Source organism: Streptomyces sp. NPDC037242 (genome assembly GCF_055604165.1).
Map to the genome: position 1 here is coordinate 57,863 of NZ_JBVJUY010000040.1, position 16,334 is coordinate 74,196.

The following is a 16,334-nucleotide window of genomic DNA, read 5'->3' on the forward strand; positions in this document are numbered from 1 at the left end:
ACGGCGACGGCCGTGGCGGGGGACCCTTCCGGTCTCCCGCCGCGGCCGTTACCGGTGCGGCACCCGGTTACTTCTTGGGGTCGTCGTCTATGCCCATGCGCTGTTCCGCCTGCTGCTGGGCCTGGTCGACCTTGTCGGCGTACTTGCCGCCGGTCTTCTCGTTGACCTCTTCTTCGAGGTTGTCGGAGATGATCTTGGCCTTGTCCTTCGCCTGGTCCTTGAACCTGTCGAAGATCCCCATCTCACGGGCTCCTTCCGGTGTCCCGTTTGTGACGGTACGCCCGTTCGGGGTGATCCGCTCGCCGAGCGGGGGGTCAGACGGTCTCGCCCTTCCGCAGCTTCGCCATGTCGAGCACGTCCCCGCCCGGGGAGGTGGTGTCGACGGGGACGTTGTACGCGGAGAGGTGCAGCTCCCCCTGCTCGTCCCCGGCGACGGTGGCCTTGAGGATGTACGGCGTGCCCTCGGTGGCCACCCAGTCGGTCTCCATGCCCGCCTTGACCGGTCCGGTGACCGCCACGACCTGCTTCCCGTCGACGGTGGTCGTCTCGCCCTTGCGGGCCAGCGGGCTGGCCTTGTCGAAGTCCGAGGTCAGCTCCTTCATGTCGCACATGGCGGCCATGCCCTTGGCCTCCTCGTCGGCGGTGGACATCTTCACCCAGCGGTCGGCGAGCAGCGCGACCATGGCGTCCACCTGCTTCTTGGGGGTCTTCGTCCCCGCCACCGAGTTGCGCCAGAAGTCGGCGTCGGCCTTGAGGTGCAGGAGGTCGGCGGACCTGATGAGGGCGACCGTGCCCATGCCCTCCTGGCTCACGGTGCCGTTGCAGTTCCCCTTCTTGTCGAGGGACATGTCCATCTGCGCGGTCTTCCCGTCGACCGGCAGCGTGGCGACGACATGCATCGAATCGGCGCCGCGCGTCGCCTCGTAGCCCTTGTTCATGATTTCCTCGCCCGACAGGCCGTCGAGTGCGCCGGCCGGCTTGGACGGGCTGGGAGAGGGCGCCGCCGAGGACGGGGCGGTGCTCGGCCCGCCGGTCGCGGCGCTCTTGCCGGACGGCGAGCACGCCGTGAGGGCGAGCAGGACGGTGGCGCCGATCGCCGTGACGGCGGTCGTGTGGTTTCGCATGTGGATTCCCCCCTGGAACAAATGGCGGTGTAGAGGGTAGCCGGGCCGCCGACGGCCTGTGTGCCGGTCCGGCTGCAGCCGTACAACGGTTGCGTGCATCCCCTCACCCGCGGCTGGAAACGCTGTATACGCTCAGACCCGAAACTTCGTCCGCACCCAGCCGAACGGCTCGTCAGGAGCAAGCGATGCACGGCCCCGGCATCCCGCCGCAGCACGGTCACCAGCCCAGCACCGGGGGCGTGGTGGCGCTGCGCGTGCTGTTCACGCTGCTGCCCATCCTGAGCTGCGGCTTCCTGGCGTGGGGCTCGATGCTCCGGCTCGCGGTCCTCACCCGCAAGACCCGCGACTGGTGGCTGCTCGCGGCGTCGGCCGCGGCCGAGGTCGTCTCGCTGGGGCTGATCGGCGCCGACCCGACGCCCGACACCAACGGCTGGCAGGGCAACGCCGGTGCGCTCGGGACCCTCAGCACCGGGCTCGCGGTCTGCGTGTACTTCCTCGTCTCCGACATCCGCCACCACGAGCGCGCCGGGGCCCGGCCCGCGCCCTGGTACCCGGCGCAGGCCGCGCCGTACGTGCCGCCGCAGCAGACCCTGGGCGCGGCAGGGGCGGGCCACCAGACCCGACCGTCGTACGGGTACCCGCCCGTGGCCCCGGAGCAGCCCGCGCAGCACCAGCCGCAGCCCCACCAGCCGCAGCCGCCGGTCCCCGGTCCGGCCGCGCCGCCGCGCATCGGCCAGGTCCGAGCCGAGCTCGACGAGCTGAGCGAACTCCTGCGCCGCGAGACCCCGCCCCGCAACGAGGGCCCGAACCAGTGACCGACCGGCTCGTCGGCGACCGCTACCAGCTCGCCACCATCCTGGGCCAGGGCGGCATGGGCCAGGTCTGGACGGCCTACGACCGCCGCCTGGACCGCCGCGTCGCGGTCAAGCTGCTGCGCCCGGACAAGGTCGCGGGCCCCGGCAGCGTGGCCGAGGAGCTGCGCCGCCGCTTCGTGCGCGAATGCCGGGTCACCGCGCAGGTGGACCACCCCGGGCTGGTCACCGTCCACGACGCCGGCAACGACGGCGACGAGCTGTACCTCGTCATGCAGCACGTCGAGGGCACCGACCTCGCCGACCACCTCGCGCGGCACGACCCGTACCCCTGGCCCTGGGCGGTCTCGGTGGTCGCGCAGCTGTGCTCGGTGCTCTCGGCGGTGCACGCGGTGCCGATCGTCCACCGGGACCTCAAGCCGCGCAACGTGATGGTCCGCCCGGACGGGACGATCAGCGTCCTGGACCTCGGCGTCGCCTCGGTGATGGAAACCGACACCACCCGCCTCACCAGCACCGGTTCGCCGATCGGCAGCCCCGCCTACATGGCGCCCGAACAGGCCATGGGCGGTGCGGTCGGCCCGTACACCGACCTGTACGCACTCGGCGTGGTGCTGTACGAACTCCTCAGCGGCAACGTCCCCTTCGCGGGATCCACGGCCCTCGGGGTGCTCCACCGCCACCTGTACGAGCCCCCGGTCCCGGTACGCCGGCTGCGCCCGGAGGTCCCGCACCAGCTGGAAGCCGTACTCCTGCACCTCCTGGCGAAGGACCCGCAGGACCGTCCCGGCTCCGCCCAGGAGGTGTACGAGGCCCTCGCCCCGCTGCTGCCCAAGCACGGCAACCCCGCGGGCCCGCTCGACCCCACCCGCCCCTTCCTGCGCCCGCAGGCCCCCTGGCCCGACCGGGCGCAGGTCATCCCGCCGCAGCCGACCGCCCCGCCGGCGCCGGCCCGCCCGGACGTCCCGGCGGCGGTGGAGGAGGCCAAGAAGCTCCTCGACCAGGGCCTGCTCACCCAGGCCGTGGACATCCTCGGCGGGATCCTCCCGGCGGCCGCCGCGCAGCACGGCGAGCACTCCCCGGTGGTGCGCTCCCTGCGCAAGCAGTACGCGGCCACCCTGATGGACGACGGCCAGTACCGCCGGGCCCTGCCCGAACTGCACCGTCTCGCCGAGGAGTTCCCGGCCGGCGACCCGCAGTCGCTGCGCTTCCGCTACGACGCGGCCCAGTGCCTGGAGCAGCTCGGCGAACCGGCGGCCGCGCTCGCCGAGTACCGCGCGCTGCTCCCGCTGTTCGAGAACCACTACGCCAACCCGGACCCCGGCCTCCCGCTGGAGGTCCGGCGCCGCATAGCGCACCTGCTGCTCTCGCTCGGCGACCGCCCGGCGGCCCACGACACCCTGGCCCGCCTCCTCTTCGACGCGGAGCGCCTGCACGGCCCGGCCCACCCGTTCCCGACGGAGGTGCGCCGCACCCTCCAGTGGCTCGGTCAGGTGCGCTGACCCCGTCGCCGGGCCCGGCGGCCCCACCCGAGGACGCCTAGCAGCACCGCGAGCGCGGCTCCCGCCACGGCCGCGCCCGCCCACAGGCCCGGGGGCCGGAAGGCGCAGTCCAGGGTGGTGGTGCGGCCGTCCAGCTCCACCGAGACCAGGCCCAGGTACGCCGAGGCCGGACGGTCGTTGCAGGTCCAGCCCGCGATGGCGGGGACGGAGAGGACGGCCGTGCCCGTACTGCCCGCCGGGAGGGTCGCGCGCACCCCCGCGGAGGAGACCCGCAGGGAGGCCGCCGCCGTGGCGCGCAGCCGCGTGACCGCCGCCGCCAGCCGCTCGCGGTCCAGGCAGGCCAGGGTCCACTCGGCCGGCGCGGGCCGGTCGAAGACCAGTACGGAGGCCGGGCCGTTGGAGGGCCCCATCGGCTGGAGCGCCGCCCTGTTTCGCGGGGGGTTCGCGTTCAGCCGGAAGGCCGGCCCGTCCGCGAGGCGGGCCGTCGCGTTGTACTCCGGGGCCCACAGGTAGGCCGCCGTGCCCGCGCGGCACACCCCGGGGGAGACCGGGTCCTCGTACACCTTCGCGCCGAGCAGCAGCTCCTGGTTCGCGAAGGGGGAGGGGCCGTACGCCGGGTCCGGGCCCGGCGGGCGGGTGGTGACGAGCGGCGGGACCTCGGCGCGTGCGACCGTACCGTCGGGGTGCAGCCGGGCGCCGACCGCGAAGACGGCGTCCGTGACCGGGTTGTCGAGGCTCTGGACGTTGCGGCCCCGCGAGGTCCAGCCCGCGCCGAGGGCCACCATCGTGCGGGTGAAGACGTCCGGGGTGTGGCTGCTGTAGTACGAGCCGCCCTCGCCGCCCAGCAGCAGCGGGTCGTTGCCCGACAGCGCGGGCCGGCTCGGGTCGGTGCGGTAAGCGGGCCAGCCCTCGGCGCCCGCCAGGGCCTCGGCCCGCGCGGTGTGGGCCGCGCCCCACGAGGGGTAGTCGTCCAGGCCGGCGAGCTTGCCCCGCTGGCCGTAGGCGGTGGTGGCCGCGGCCTGGGCCACCAGCACCAGGACCAGTACGCCCGCGGCGGGCAGCAGCCCGCGGCGGTGGCGCAGCGCCCACCAGGCCGCGCCCGCGAGCGCGAGGCCGCCGCAGAAGAGCGCGTAGCCCCAACCGGTGGTCAGGGGACTGCCGCTCGCCCACAGGGCGGCCGCCGCCAGCACGCCGGCCCCTGCGGCCAGCGCCCGCGGCCCGGGCAGGCCCGCGGCCAGGCCCGCCCAGGCGGCGATCACGAGGATCCCGGCCAGGACGAAGGTCTGCCGGTACGGGCTGCCGTTCGGGGTCGCGAAGACGTGCCAGGCCAGGTGCGTCGGCGTCCACTGGAAGGAGAGCAGCACGGCCACCGCCAGCCCCGCCCACCACAGCCGGGCGCGGGCGGGCACCGCCCGGTGGAACGGCAGCGCCGCCACCAGCAGCAGCGTCCCGGTCCCGACGAACAGCGCGGGTGAGGAGAAGGAGTACGTGGCGGGCAGCAGCCGCGCGAACAGGTCGGACCAGGGGACCGGCCGGAACGGCTTGAACCACCCCGGGTAGGCCTGCTTCGAGCTCAGGAACAGCGGCACGAGGACCGGCGCCGACAGGGCGATGCCCAGCAGCGTGGTCCCCGCCGCCCGGCCGAGCACCCGTACCCGCTCGCCCGCGCCCTCCCGCGTCAGCACGACCCGTACGAGCAGTACCAGCGCGGCGCCGAGCGTCGCCATGTAGGCGGTGTAGAAGTTCGCCGTCCAGCCGACGGCCACGATCGCCACCGCCGGGGCCAACCGCCGCTGCCGCAGCGCCCATTCGCCGGTCAGGCACAGCAGCGGGAAGGAGATCAGCCCGTCCAGCCACATCGGGTTGTACGAGGCCTCGATCACCGACCAGCCGCACAGCGCGTACGAGGCCCCGAGCAGCCCCGCCGCCCACCACGGCCCGCGCCGCTGGGTGCGCAGCAGCCAGGCCATCGCCGCCGCGGCGGCCGCCGTCTTCAGCACGGTGACGACGTACACGGCGAGGTCTATGTCCGCCCGCGGGAAGAGCCCCACCAGCACCGCGAAGGGGCTGGTCAGATACGTCCCGAGGTCGGGCAGGAAGCTCGTGCCGTACCCGGACTGCCAGTTGAGCAGCAGCCCGCCCTCCGCACGCCCGTGCAGGAGGTCCCACAGATGGGCGTGGAAGGGCACGAACTGGTTGCCGAGGTCGTTGATGCTGCGGTGGCGCGGCCCGTACGGGAAGACCCGGGCGACGGCGTCCCCGGAGCACACGGCCACCGTCGTGATCAGGGCGGCGAGCGCCGAGCCGAGCAGGCTCCGGCGCCGGGGCGAGGAATGCGGAGTCGACATGGTGGGCCGACCCTGGCAGCGCCGGTGGACCGAAGGATGGCCGCAGGGTGGCCCCGACACGAACAGCGCGCACCCCGACAGGCCGGGAATCGTTGGTCGAACCAGTGGCTCGGATCACCCTGCCTTGCATAACATCGATCACCGCACGGCCCTTGTGCACTGACGCACAATCTCCCGGCCCTGGAGGCTCCTTTGCACCGTCGCACTGCGCTCTCCGTCTCCGTCGCCCTGCTCGCGGCGGCCCCCCTGCTGTCCGCCTGCTCGGGCGAGACCCGCCCCGGCACCGCGGCCGTGGTCGGTGGCGAACGGATCACCACCTCCGCACTCCAGGCCCAGGTGAAGGACGTCCGCACCGCGCAGAACCGCTCCGAGAACGCCGCAGAGCTGATCCAGGCGACCCCCGGACTCGACCGCACCAAGCTCAACCGCATGATCCAGAGCGCCGTCCTGGAGCGCGCCGCCCAGTCCGCCGGGGTGAGCGTGAGCACCAAGGAGATCGAGGACTTCCGCAAGGCGCAGCTCCAGCAGGCGGGTACGCCCGCCGCTCTGGAGGCCGCGGCCCTCCAGCAGGCCCAGCTCGCGCCGGGCCAGATGGACGCGAACACCCGCTTCAACCTGCTGCGCGACAAGCTCTTCGACCACTACGGCAGCCAGGAGAAGGCCCTGGCGGAGCTCTCCGCGGCCGCCAAGGCCCTGCACGTGGAGGTGAACCCGCGGTACGGGACCTGGGACGCCCAGCAGATCGTGCTCGGCGATGCGCAGACCCCGTGGATCACCCAGGTGACCCGGCCCGAGCAGCCCCCCGCCGGAGCCTGACGCCCGCGCCCGGAGGTAGGTTCGGAGGGTGACCGACCAAGCGCCCGCCGAGCCCACCGGCCGTATCGTCCTGCTGACCACCAGCCACCGCGTCGCCCCCGGCGTGCTGTCCTGGCCGGCGTGGCAGACCCTGCACGCCGCGGACCGGGTGCTGTGCGCCGACCCGGGCCACCCGCAGCTGCCGTACCTGCGCGAGGCCGGCGTCGGGGTGGAGTGCGCGGCCCCGGACGCGCACGAGCTGGTCGAGGCCTGCGCCGGCGGCCGCACCGTCGTGGTGATCCCGGGCGGCGAGGGCGACCAGCGGCTCACCGACGGGCTCGCGCGCCTGGCCGGCTCGGGCCGCGTCAGCATGCCCGACCTGGAGCTGCTGCCGGGCTCGTACGACCTGCCGGGCGCGCGGCTGCTCGACCTGGTCCAGGTCATGGACCGGGTCCGCCGCGAATGCCCCTGGACCTCCCGCCAGACCCACCAGGGCCTGGTGAAGTACGCCATCGAGGAGGCGTACGAGCTGGTCGAGGCCATCGAGGACGGCGACCGCGGGGAACTGCGCGAGGAACTGGGCGACGTACTGCTCCAGGTGGTCTTCCACGCGCGCATCGCGGAGGAGGACGGTGAGGAGCCGTTCTCCATCGACGACGTGGCCGGCGGCCTCGTCGAGAAGCTGATCCGGCGCCACCCGCACGTCTTCGGCGACGCGCAGGCCCAGACCCCCGAGGACGTCAACGCGCACTGGCAGCGCACCAAGGCGGACGAGAAGCAGCGGGAGTCGGTGACCGACGGGATCCCGCTGGGACAGCCGGGTCTCGCGCTCGCGGCCAAGCTGGCGGGCCGCGCCCGTGCGGGGGCGGTGCCCGTGGAGCTGCCCCGCGGCGAGGGCATCGGGTACGAACTGCTGGAGCTGGCGGCACGCGCCGAGGCGGCGGGGATCGACCCCGAGACCGCGCTGCGCGCGGCGGCCCGTGTCTACCGGGACGCGATCCGTGCGGCCGAGGGCGTCGGCGAGTAGCCCCCAGCTGCGGTACGCGGCTCAGTACTCCCGGGGCGCGCGGCCCGAGGGGTTGTGCCAGTGCGGCGACGGGCGGTTCAGGAACCACTCGCCGAAGCCCAGCGGGCGGCCGCCGGGGCCGTTGCCACGGCCGGCGGCGGGTACGGAGTCGTAGAAGATCCGGCCGGGCCGGGCGCCGAGCTCCTCCAGGAGGTAGGAGGTCTCGTCGATGAACAGCGGCGGACCGCTCAGGTAGACGTCCTGGTCGGGCCAGAGCCCGCGGTTGCTGAGCGCGGTCGCGAGCCGGTCGGTGGCCTGGTTGCGGTGCTGCCCCGGGGCCGGGGTGATGTAGGTGACGCCGAGCCAGCGGAAGGCCGCGGCGTACTCGTCGATGAGCGGGCGGTCGTAGAGGTGGGCGGCGTCCCGGGCCACCACGAAGAGCCGTACGTCCTGATCGGGAGGGTGCTGGGCGAGGTCCTCCAGCATGGCGCGGATCGGGGCCCAGCCGGTGCCGGCGGCTATGAAGCTGACCGGGCGGTCCGCGCGGCGGAAGGTCAGCTGCCCGCCGGCGGCGCCGAGCCGCAGCATCTCGCCGATCTGCACGTCGCGGACCAGGGCGGAGCTGAGCCGGCCCTGCTCGATGCGGCTGACGTGCAGGTCGAGGGTGTGGTCGGCGCGGGGCGCGTTGCCGATGGAGTACGTGCGCCACGTCGTCGGGACCCGGTCGCTGCTCACGCTGACGTACTGGCCGGGCCGATGGGGGAGCGGGGCGTGCGGCCGCAGGGTCAGCACGCCGATGTCCTGCCCGTACTGGAGGTGGCGTACGACCTCCGCGTCCCACCACGGCGGGTCCTCGCTCGCATCCGCGCCGGCCGTCATCGCGTCGGCCATCACCTGGTAGGCCTCGGACCAGGCCTTCTCCACCTGGGGGGTCCAGGCGCCCCCGGCGGCCTCGGCGAGCGCGGCCAGCAGGCTGGCGCCGACGGCGGCGTAGTGCTCGGGGCCGACCAGGAACTTGCGGTGATCACGGCCCAGGTCGCGCAGGTAGGGGAGAAGGCTCTCGTTCTCCAGATGGGCGATCACATGAGTGAGCGCGGCGAAGAGCCGGTCCCGCTGCCGTTCCATGTCCTCGAAGGAGACCGGGAAGAGCTCACGGATCCCGGGGTTGTGCCAGAACAGGTGGGAGTAGAAGAACTTGACCGCGTGCTCGGCCCGTCTCTCCACCACCGCGAAGCTGCTTTTCAAGATCCTCACATCCACAAAAACGAAAGTAGGAATGCCGGACAAAGCCAGGTCAAGTCATGGTGGATCTGCGGACAGCCGCGACGAACCACCCATACGGGGTGCCGGTCTACGTAGGGGATACCGTCAACGGGTGCATCAGCAGACCCCCGCAGACCCCGCCGACGCTCCTCCCGCCCAGGGCCCGACCCTGTTCGACTGGGAGTTCGCGACCGACCCGTACCCCGCCTACGCCTGGCTGCGCGAGCACTCGCCCGTGCACCGCACCAAGCTCCCCAGCGGGGTCGAGGCCTGGCTGGTGACCCGGTACGCCGATGCCCGCCAGGCCCTCGCCGACCAGCGGCTCAGCAAGAATCCGGCGCACCACGCGGAGCCCGCGCACGCCAAGGGCAAGACGGGCATCCCGGGCGAGCGCAAGGCGGAGCTGATGACGCACCTGCTCAACATCGACCCGCCGGACCACACCCGGCTGCGGCGGCTGGTGTCGAAGGCGTTCACCCCGCGCCGCGTCGCCGAGTTCACCCCGCGCGTGCAGGAGTTGACCGACCACCTCATCGACCGGTTCGCGAGCAAGGGGGAAGCGGACCTCATCCACGAGTTCGCCTTCCCGCTCCCCATCTACGCCATCTGCGAGATGCTCGGCGTACCGCGCGAGGACCAGGACGACTTCCGCGACTGGGCCGGGATGATGATCCGGCACGGCGGCGGCCCGCGGGGCGGGGTCGCCCGCTCGGTCAAGCAGATGCGGACCTACCTCGGTGAACTCATCCACCGCAAAAGGGACGATCTGGGCAACGACCTGATCTCCGACCTGATCCGGGCCAGCGACCACGGCGACCACCTGACGGAGGCCGAGGCCACGGCCATGGCCTTCATCCTGCTCTTCGCCGGCTTCGAGACGACCGTGAACCTCATCGGCAACGGAGTCCACTCCCTCTTCATGAACCCGGACCAGCGCGAGCGCCTCCAGGCCTCCCTCGCGGCCGGGGAGACCGGACTGCTGGAGACGGGCGTCGAGGAGCTGCTGCGCTACGACGGGCCCGTGGAGCTGGCCACCTGGCGGTTCGCCACCGAGGCACTGACCCTCGGCGGCCAGGACATCGCGGCCGGCGATCCGGTGCTGGTGGTCCTCGCGGCCGCCGACCGGGACCCCGAGCGCTTCGCCGAACCGGACACGCTCGACCTCTCCCGGGCGGACAACCAGCACCTCGGATACGGGCACGGGATCCACTACTGCCTGGGCGCACCGCTGGCCCGGCTCGAAGGGCAGACGGCGCTTGCGACTTTGCTGACGCGTCTGCCGGATCTGGAACTCGCTGCTCCGCCCGAGGACCTGCGCTGGCGCGGCGGACTGATCATGCGTGGCCTGCGCACCCTTCCGGTCCGCTTCACACCTCGCAACGAGTGAAGGCACACTGACCCGCAGTCAGTTTCCGTCGAAACTTGTGACAAGCGTTCGAAGGCCGCTAGGTTCTGCCGTTACCCCGCCGTTATGCGAAAGGTGCACCCTCATGCGTTCCGGGAACGGCCGCCACAGACGCCCCCGCCAGGTCCCCGCGATTGTCGTCACCGCAGGAGTCACAGGCTCCGCGCTGGCCCTGCCGCTGCTCGCCGCCACGGGCGCGAGCGCGGCCGAGACCTCCACGTGGGACAAGGTCGCCGAGTGCGAGAGCGGCGGCACCTGGAGCGCCAACTTCGGCAGCGGTGCGTACGGCGGGCTCCAGTTCACCGAGGAGCAGTGGAAGGGTGCCGGCGGGCTCGACTTCGCGCCCCGCGCCGACCTGGCCAGCCGTTCTCAGCAGATCGCCGTCGCCGAACGCGTGCTGGCCGCCCAGGGTCCCCGGGCGTGGCCGATGTGCGCGGAGTCGGCCGGCCTGACCCAGCAGGCGCCCGCCGCGGACGTGGACCCGGGCATGCCCGGCAGCCGTTCCTCCGTCGCCCCGTCCCCGTCCCGCCCGGACGACTCCGTACCGGTCGGCGGGTCCGGCGACCGGGCCACGGACTTCGGGGCTCCCCAGCAGGCCTCCCCGAGCCCGTCCGGTACGCCGTCCTTCCTGCTGCCCGACGTCCCGCTCGGGCCGCCCAGCGGACTGCCCGTCATGCCGGACCCGGTCCCGGACCTGCCGACGACGGCCCCGACGGCCCCCACGGCCCCGACGACCCCGATCGCCCCGGTCGACCCGGCGGCGCCCTCCACGGGCCCCTCGGCCCCCACGACGGCTCCCGTTGCCCCCACGACGCCGGCCGCCCCGGGCACGCCCTCCGCGGACCCGAGCGCCCCGGCGGCCCCCGGTGCCCCGGGCGCCCCCGGCGCCCCGGCCGAGGGCGGCGGCAAGCACCGCGGGGAGCCCGCGGTCGAGGCTCCCGTCGCATCTGATGCCGCGTCGGAACCGAAGTACACCGTGAAGGAGGGCGACAGCCTGGCCGCCATCGCGGACGCCAACGACCTCAAGGGCGGCTGGAACGCGCTCTATGCGGCCAATGAGCAGGTCATCGGCGAGGACGCCAACCTGATCAAGCCCGGCCAGAATCTGGATCTAACCCAGAAATAGGGGCACTTCGGGCATCCCAAAACAGCTGATTGCCCGTTTTGGGCAAGTGAGACATGTGTCTCTTCCGGTCAACTGGCGTGTCTGGTCCGGAGGCTTCCGCAAACCCCGTCCTCACCTGCGCAAACACTGATCCGGAGAGCGCAAGTAGGCCCCGTTTCTCCCCGATGGCGCTCGTTGAACATCGGGGAGAGACCTGCCTACCTTCTGAATCGCTCGCCACCGCGGGCTCCTTCGACCGCATCGCCGAATCCTGCCGGCGGACGGGGGGAACAGTCGTCGCGCAAGCGCCGAAGGCAGGAGCGGGGGAACCAAGGTAGGCGCCGGGAGCGGCCGTTGAGAGACGGTCACGCCACCGGCTAGGGGTTAAGCGGTGCGCTAGGTCGCACCGCCGGGCAACTCACTCGCCCGAACCCGACAGCTCACCTCGTAGGCGTCGGTGAGGAGAAACTCCATGCTGCTTTCCGGCAAGGGCAAGCACCGTCGCGGTACTGCAATCCAGCGGTCCGTCCGCATCGCAACGCTCGCCGGTGTCGCCGGTGTGGCCGTCGCCGCCCCCCTGATGGCCGCGGGCACCGCCTCCGCCGCCACCGCCTCCCAGTGGGACAAGGTCGCGCAGTGCGAGGCCGGCGGCAACTGGGCCATCAACACGGGCAACGGCTACTACGGCGGCCTGCAGTTCTCGTCCTCCACCTGGGCCGCCTACGGCGGCAAGGCGTACGCCGCGCAGGCCAACCAGGCCACCAAGGCCCAGCAGATAGCCATCGCCGAGAAGGTCCTCAAGGGCCAGGGCAAGGGCGCCTGGCCGTCCTGCGGCGTCGGCCTGACCAACGCCGCGTACAACGGCGGCGCGGCCGAGACCCCGGCCAAGCCCAAGGCCGAGCCCAAGAAGGAGCAGAAGGCCGCGCCGAAGAAGGAGACCAAGCGCTCCGAGACCCCGGCGCCGGTCAAGCCGAAGGCGGAGACCCCGGCCAAGCCGAAGACCGAGGCCCCGAAGACCGGCAACGGCTCGTACGAGGTCAAGTCCGGCGACACCCTGGGCACCATCGCCGACGCCAACGGCGTCAAGGGCGGCTGGGAGAAGCTCTACGAGCTCAACAAGGACATCGTCTCCGACGCCGACCTGATCTTCCCGGGCCAGAAGCTGAAGCTCAGCTGAATCCTGCGGTAACACCCCACCGCCCGGCGCGTCCCTCGATGCGCCGGGCGGTGGCGTGCGCCGGGCGTCCTGGCCGGTGGGAGCCCGATGATCAAGAGACCTATGTCCCGGAAGAGGGGTATTCGGTCCCTTTTTCGTCCCAGGACCCGGGCGGTCGGCTGGCCGAGTGCCCGGAGCCGGTTAGGCTCTAGTCGGCAAGGCCATCCCACGGCCTGACGCCACCGCACACCCAGCGTCACATCCCAGAAGGAGATGCTCGTGCCGTCCATCGACGTCGTCGTAGCCCGGGAAATCCTGGACTCCCGAGGCAACCCCACGGTCGAGGTCGAGGTGGGCCTCGACGATGGCAGCACCGGCCGTGCTGCAGTTCCGTCCGGCGCCTCCACCGGTGCCTTCGAGGCCATCGAGCTCCGTGACGGTGACCCCAACCGTTACTTCGGCAAGGGCGTAGAGAAGGCCGTCCTGGCCGTCATCGAGCAGATCGGGCCGGAGCTCGTCGGCTACGACGCCACCGAGCAGCGCCTGATCGACCAGGCCATGTTCGACCTGGACGCCACCGACAACAAGGGCTCGCTCGGCGCCAACGCCATCCTCGGCGTGTCCCTCGCCGTCGCGCACGCCGCGTCCGAGGCCTCGGACCTCCCGCTCTTCCGCTACCTCGGCGGTCCGAACGCGCACCTGCTGCCCGTTCCGATGATGAACATCCTCAACGGTGGGTCGCACGCCGACTCCAACGTCGACATCCAGGAGTTCATGATCGCCCCCATCGGCGCGGAGTCCTTCTCCGAGGCGCTGCGCTGGGGTGCCGAGGTCTACCACACCCTGAAGAAGGTCCTGCACACCAAGGGCCTCTCCACCGGCCTGGGCGACGAGGGCGGCTTCGCCCCGAACCTGGAGTCCAACCGCGCCGCGCTCGACCTCATCATCGAGGCCATCAAGCAGGCCGGCTACACCCCGGGCAAGGACATCGCGCTCGCGCTCGACGTCGCCGCGTCCGAGTTCTACAAGGACGGCAAGTACGAGTTCGAGGGCCAGTCCCGCTCGGCCGCCGAGATGACCGACTACTACGCCGAGCTCGTCGAGGCGTACCCGCTGGTCTCCATCGAGGACCCGCTGTTCGAGGACGACTGGGACGGCTGGAAGACCATCACCGACCGCCTCGGTGCCAAGGTCCAGATCGTCGGCGACGACCTGTTCGTCACCAACCCCGAGCGCCTCGCCCGCGGTATCGAGGAGGGCTCCGCGAACGCCCTGCTCGTGAAGGTGAACCAGATCGGTTCGCTGACCGAGACCCTGGACGCCGTCGAGATGGCCCAGCGCAACGGCTTCAAGTGCATGATGTCGCACCGCTCCGGTGAGACCGAGGACGTCACCATCGCCGACCTCGCCGTCGCCGTGAACTGCGGCCAGATCAAGACCGGTGCCCCGGCCCGCTCGGACCGCGTCGCCAAGTACAACCAGCTGCTGCGCATCGAGGAGATCCTCGACGACGCCGCGGTGTACGCGGGCCGCAGCGCCTTCCCGCGCTTCAAGGGCTGATCACCGCCTCACGGCGCTGGCTGGCCTCCGTACGTCCCCGCACTCGGTCCCGTACCGTGTGCGGGGACGTATTGCGTAGTGCGTATATAGGGGAGGCGGAAACATGGCCGGGAACCGGGATCGGTTCTCCACCTTCTCGACCGCGACCAGGCTCAAGCAGCTCGGCGAGCGGACCGCCGCCCACGTCTACCGCTCGCAGTCGCGCCGGCAGGTCCGCCGCAGCCGGCTCACCGGCCGGGCCGCCCTGCTCGTGCTCGTCCTCTGTACGCTGGTCGTCGCCCTCGCGTATCCGATGCGCCAGTACGTCTCCCAGCGCTCGGAGATCACGAAGCAGCGCAAGGCGGCAGTCTCCGCGCGCGACCGGCTGGAACGGCTGCGCGACGAGAAGGCCCGCTGGCAGGACAACGCGTACGCGGAGCAACAGGCGCGCAAGCACCTGCACTTCGTGCGCCCGGGCGAGATCAGCTACATCATGACCGACCCGGGGGCCGCGGCCCCCGAGCACCGCCGCGACGGACAGTCCGCGACCGACCGCCCCTGGTACTCCAACGTCTGGGACGGCGTCGACAAGGCCGACCGCCCCGGCGACTGACCCACCCACACCCAGCACAACCGAACGAAGAGACTTCCTCCAGGCATGCAGACGCCCCCGCCCCAGACCGACCGGACCGAGCCGACCGACGCGGACATCGAGGCGTTCGAGCAGCAGCTCGGCCGCCCGCCGCGCGGGCTGCGCGCCATCGCGCACCGCTGCCCCTGCGGCCAGCCGGACGTGGTGGAGACCGCCCCGCGGCTCCCCGACGGCACCCCCTTCCCGACGCTGTACTACTTGACGTGCCCCCGCGCCGCCGGTGCCATCGGCACGCTGGAGGCCAACGGCGTGATGAAGGAGATGCAGGCCCGGCTCGCCGAGGACCCGGAGCTCGCCGCCGCCTACCGGGCCGCGCACGAGGACTACATCACCCGCCGCGACGCCATCGAGGTGCTCCAGGGCTTCCCGAGCGCCGGCGGAATGCCGGACCGCGTGAAGTGCCTGCACGTGCTGGTGGGCCACTCGCTGGCCGCCGGCCCCGGTGTGAACCCCTTCGGCGACGAGGCCCTGGCGATGCTGCCGGAGTGGTGGGCCAAGGGTCCGTGCGTCACCCCGTGCGGTGAGAAGAAGGCCGGGGAGTCCCGGTGACCCGGGTCGCGGGCGTCGACTGCGGTACGAACTCCATCCGCCTGCTGGTCGCCGACTGCGACCCCGCCACGGGCGAGCTGGTCGAGCTGGACCGGCGGATGACGATCGTCCGGCTCGGCCAGGGCGTGGACAAGACCGGCCGGCTCGCCCCCGAGGCGCTGGAGCGCACCTTCGCCGCCTGCCGCGAGTACGCGGCGGTCATCAAGGAGCTCGGGGCGCAGCGGGTGCGCTTCGTGGCCACCTCGGCCTCGCGGGACGCCGAGAACCGGGACGAGTTCGTCCAGGGCGTCCTGGACATCCTGGGCGTCGAGCCCGAGGTGATCTCCGGCGACCAGGAGGCCGAGTTCTCCTTCACCGGCGCCACCATGGAGCTGGCCGGCACCGACCACCTGGAGAAGCCGTTCCTGGTGGTGGACATCGGCGGCGGCTCGACGGAGTTCGTGGTCGGCGAGGAGCACGTGCGGGCCGCCCGGTCCGTGGACGTGGGCTGCGTACGGATGACCGAGCGCCACCTGGTCGTGGACGGCGTCGTCACCGACCCGCCGACCGAGGCGCAGATCGCCGCGATACGGGCCGACATCGAGGCGGCGCTGGACCTGGCCGAGCAGACCGTCCCGCTGTCCCAGGCACGCACCCTGGTGGGTCTGGCCGGCTCGGTGACCACGGTCGCCGCCATCGCGCTGGAACTGCCGGAGTACCGGTCGGCGGCCATCCACCACTCCCGGATCCCGTACGAGAAGGTCCGCGAGATCAGCGAGCGGATGCTGACGGCGACGCACGCCGAACGCGCCGCGATCCCGGTGATGCACCCCGGCCGGGTGGACGTCATCGGTGCCGGCGCACTGGTGCTGCTGGCGATCATGGAGCGCACCGGCGCCTCGGAGGTCGTGGTCTCGGAGCACGACATCCTCGACGGCATTGCCTGGAAGACCGCAGAAGAGGTCGAGACGGACAAGCAGCCCTCCTGACCCGCGGAAATGCCGAACGGCGGGGGGGGGGGGGGGGGGGGGGGGGGGGGGGGGGGGGGGGGGGGGGGGGGGGGGGGGGGGGGGGGGGGGGGGGGGGGGGGGGGGGGGGG

15 protein-coding genes and 1 riboswitch are annotated in these 16,334 nt (G+C 72.5%); of the genes, 11 read left to right on the forward strand and 4 right to left on the reverse strand.

The genetic code is table 11. The features are described 5' to 3' along the window. Positions 1-67 precede the first annotated feature (67 nt). Together ACZ7GJ_RS33820 and ACZ7GJ_RS33825 are read right to left on the reverse strand one after the other, a co-directional pair. Positions 68-241 (reverse strand): Rv0909 family putative TA system antitoxin, encoded by a 174-nt coding sequence (locus ACZ7GJ_RS33820; protein ID WP_470757174.1) that lies wholly within the window; start codon positions 239-241, stop codon positions 68-70. Positions 242-314: 73 nt separating this feature from the next. After that, positions 315-1,124, reverse strand: coding sequence for a hypothetical protein (locus ACZ7GJ_RS33825; protein WP_470757175.1), 810 nt, complete (start codon positions 1,122-1,124; stop codon positions 315-317). A gap of 185 nt (positions 1,125-1,309) precedes the next feature. Here ACZ7GJ_RS33825 and ACZ7GJ_RS33830 point away from each other — a divergent pair, with 185 nt between their 5' ends. Together ACZ7GJ_RS33830 and ACZ7GJ_RS33835 are read left to right on the forward strand one after the other, a co-directional pair. Further along, positions 1,310-1,939, forward strand: a complete 630-nt coding sequence (locus tag ACZ7GJ_RS33830) for a hypothetical protein (RefSeq protein ID WP_470757178.1) — start codon at positions 1,310-1,312, stop codon at positions 1,937-1,939. Further along, positions 1,936-3,438, forward strand: a complete 1,503-nt coding sequence (locus ACZ7GJ_RS33835) for a protein kinase domain-containing protein (RefSeq protein WP_470757180.1) — start codon at positions 1,936-1,938, stop codon at positions 3,436-3,438. The genes ACZ7GJ_RS33830 and ACZ7GJ_RS33835 overlap by 4 nt, the downstream gene beginning before the upstream one ends. Here ACZ7GJ_RS33835 and ACZ7GJ_RS33840 read toward each other — a convergent pair. Then, on the reverse strand, positions 3,426-5,786 hold the full coding sequence (locus tag ACZ7GJ_RS33840) for a YfhO family protein (protein WP_470757182.1): 2,361 nt from the start codon (positions 5,784-5,786) through the stop codon (positions 3,426-3,428). The genes ACZ7GJ_RS33835 and ACZ7GJ_RS33840 overlap by 13 nt on opposite strands. Positions 5,787-5,978: 192 nt before the next feature. On the opposite strand from ACZ7GJ_RS33840, the gene ACZ7GJ_RS33845 reads away from it, so the two are divergent. Continuing rightward, positions 5,979-6,602: a SurA N-terminal domain-containing protein gene (locus ACZ7GJ_RS33845; RefSeq protein WP_470757184.1), complete on the forward strand. Its 624-nt coding sequence runs from the start codon at positions 5,979-5,981 to the stop codon at positions 6,600-6,602. Positions 6,603-6,630: 28 nt separating this feature from the next. Continuing rightward, complete coding sequence (locus tag ACZ7GJ_RS33850) at positions 6,631-7,608, forward strand: nucleoside triphosphate pyrophosphohydrolase (RefSeq protein ID WP_470757186.1); 978 nt, start codon at positions 6,631-6,633, stop codon at positions 7,606-7,608. 21 nt (positions 7,609-7,629) lie between these two features. Here ACZ7GJ_RS33850 and ACZ7GJ_RS33855 read toward each other — a convergent pair whose 3' ends face one another. Then, entirely contained in the window at positions 7,630-8,841 is a 1,212-nt protein-coding gene (locus ACZ7GJ_RS33855) for a globin domain-containing protein (protein ID WP_470757188.1), read from the reverse strand. A 121-nt stretch (positions 8,842-8,962) separates the two neighbouring features. Between ACZ7GJ_RS33855 and ACZ7GJ_RS33860 the strand changes: the two genes are divergently transcribed. The 7 genes from ACZ7GJ_RS33860 (at position 8,963) to ACZ7GJ_RS33890 (ending at position 16,224) form a co-directional block, all read left to right on the forward strand. After that, positions 8,963-10,237, forward strand: coding sequence for a cytochrome P450 family protein (locus ACZ7GJ_RS33860; protein ID WP_470757190.1), 1,275 nt, complete (start codon positions 8,963-8,965; stop codon positions 10,235-10,237). A gap of 103 nt (positions 10,238-10,340) precedes the next feature. Continuing rightward, positions 10,341-11,381, forward strand: coding sequence for a transglycosylase family protein (locus ACZ7GJ_RS33865; RefSeq protein ID WP_470757192.1), 1,041 nt, complete (start codon positions 10,341-10,343; stop codon positions 11,379-11,381). 275 nt (positions 11,382-11,656) lie between these two features. Next, positions 11,657-11,829: riboswitch (cyclic di-AMP (ydaO/yuaA leader) on the forward strand. Between the two features lie 3 nt (positions 11,830-11,832). Beyond that, the gene (locus ACZ7GJ_RS33870) at positions 11,833-12,537 is read left to right on the forward strand and encodes a transglycosylase family protein (RefSeq protein WP_470757194.1); all 705 of its coding nucleotides are present in this window, start codon (positions 11,833-11,835) and stop codon (positions 12,535-12,537) included. Positions 12,538-12,795: 258 nt separating this feature from the next. After that, positions 12,796-14,076 (forward strand): phosphopyruvate hydratase, encoded by a 1,281-nt coding sequence (gene eno / locus ACZ7GJ_RS33875; protein ID WP_470757196.1) that lies wholly within the window; start codon positions 12,796-12,798, stop codon positions 14,074-14,076. 103 nt (positions 14,077-14,179) lie between these two features. Next, positions 14,180-14,668, forward strand: coding sequence for an FtsB family cell division protein (locus tag ACZ7GJ_RS33880; protein ID WP_365916666.1), 489 nt, complete (start codon positions 14,180-14,182; stop codon positions 14,666-14,668). Between the two features lie 45 nt (positions 14,669-14,713). Next, positions 14,714-15,256 (forward strand): DUF501 domain-containing protein, encoded by a 543-nt coding sequence (locus ACZ7GJ_RS33885; protein ID WP_470757198.1) that lies wholly within the window; start codon positions 14,714-14,716, stop codon positions 15,254-15,256. Then, a complete protein-coding gene (locus ACZ7GJ_RS33890) occupies positions 15,253-16,224 on the forward strand; it encodes a Ppx/GppA phosphatase family protein (protein ID WP_470757200.1) in 972 nt (323 codons plus the stop codon). The genes ACZ7GJ_RS33885 and ACZ7GJ_RS33890 overlap by 4 nt, the downstream gene beginning before the upstream one ends. Positions 16,225-16,334: the final 110 nt, after the last annotated feature.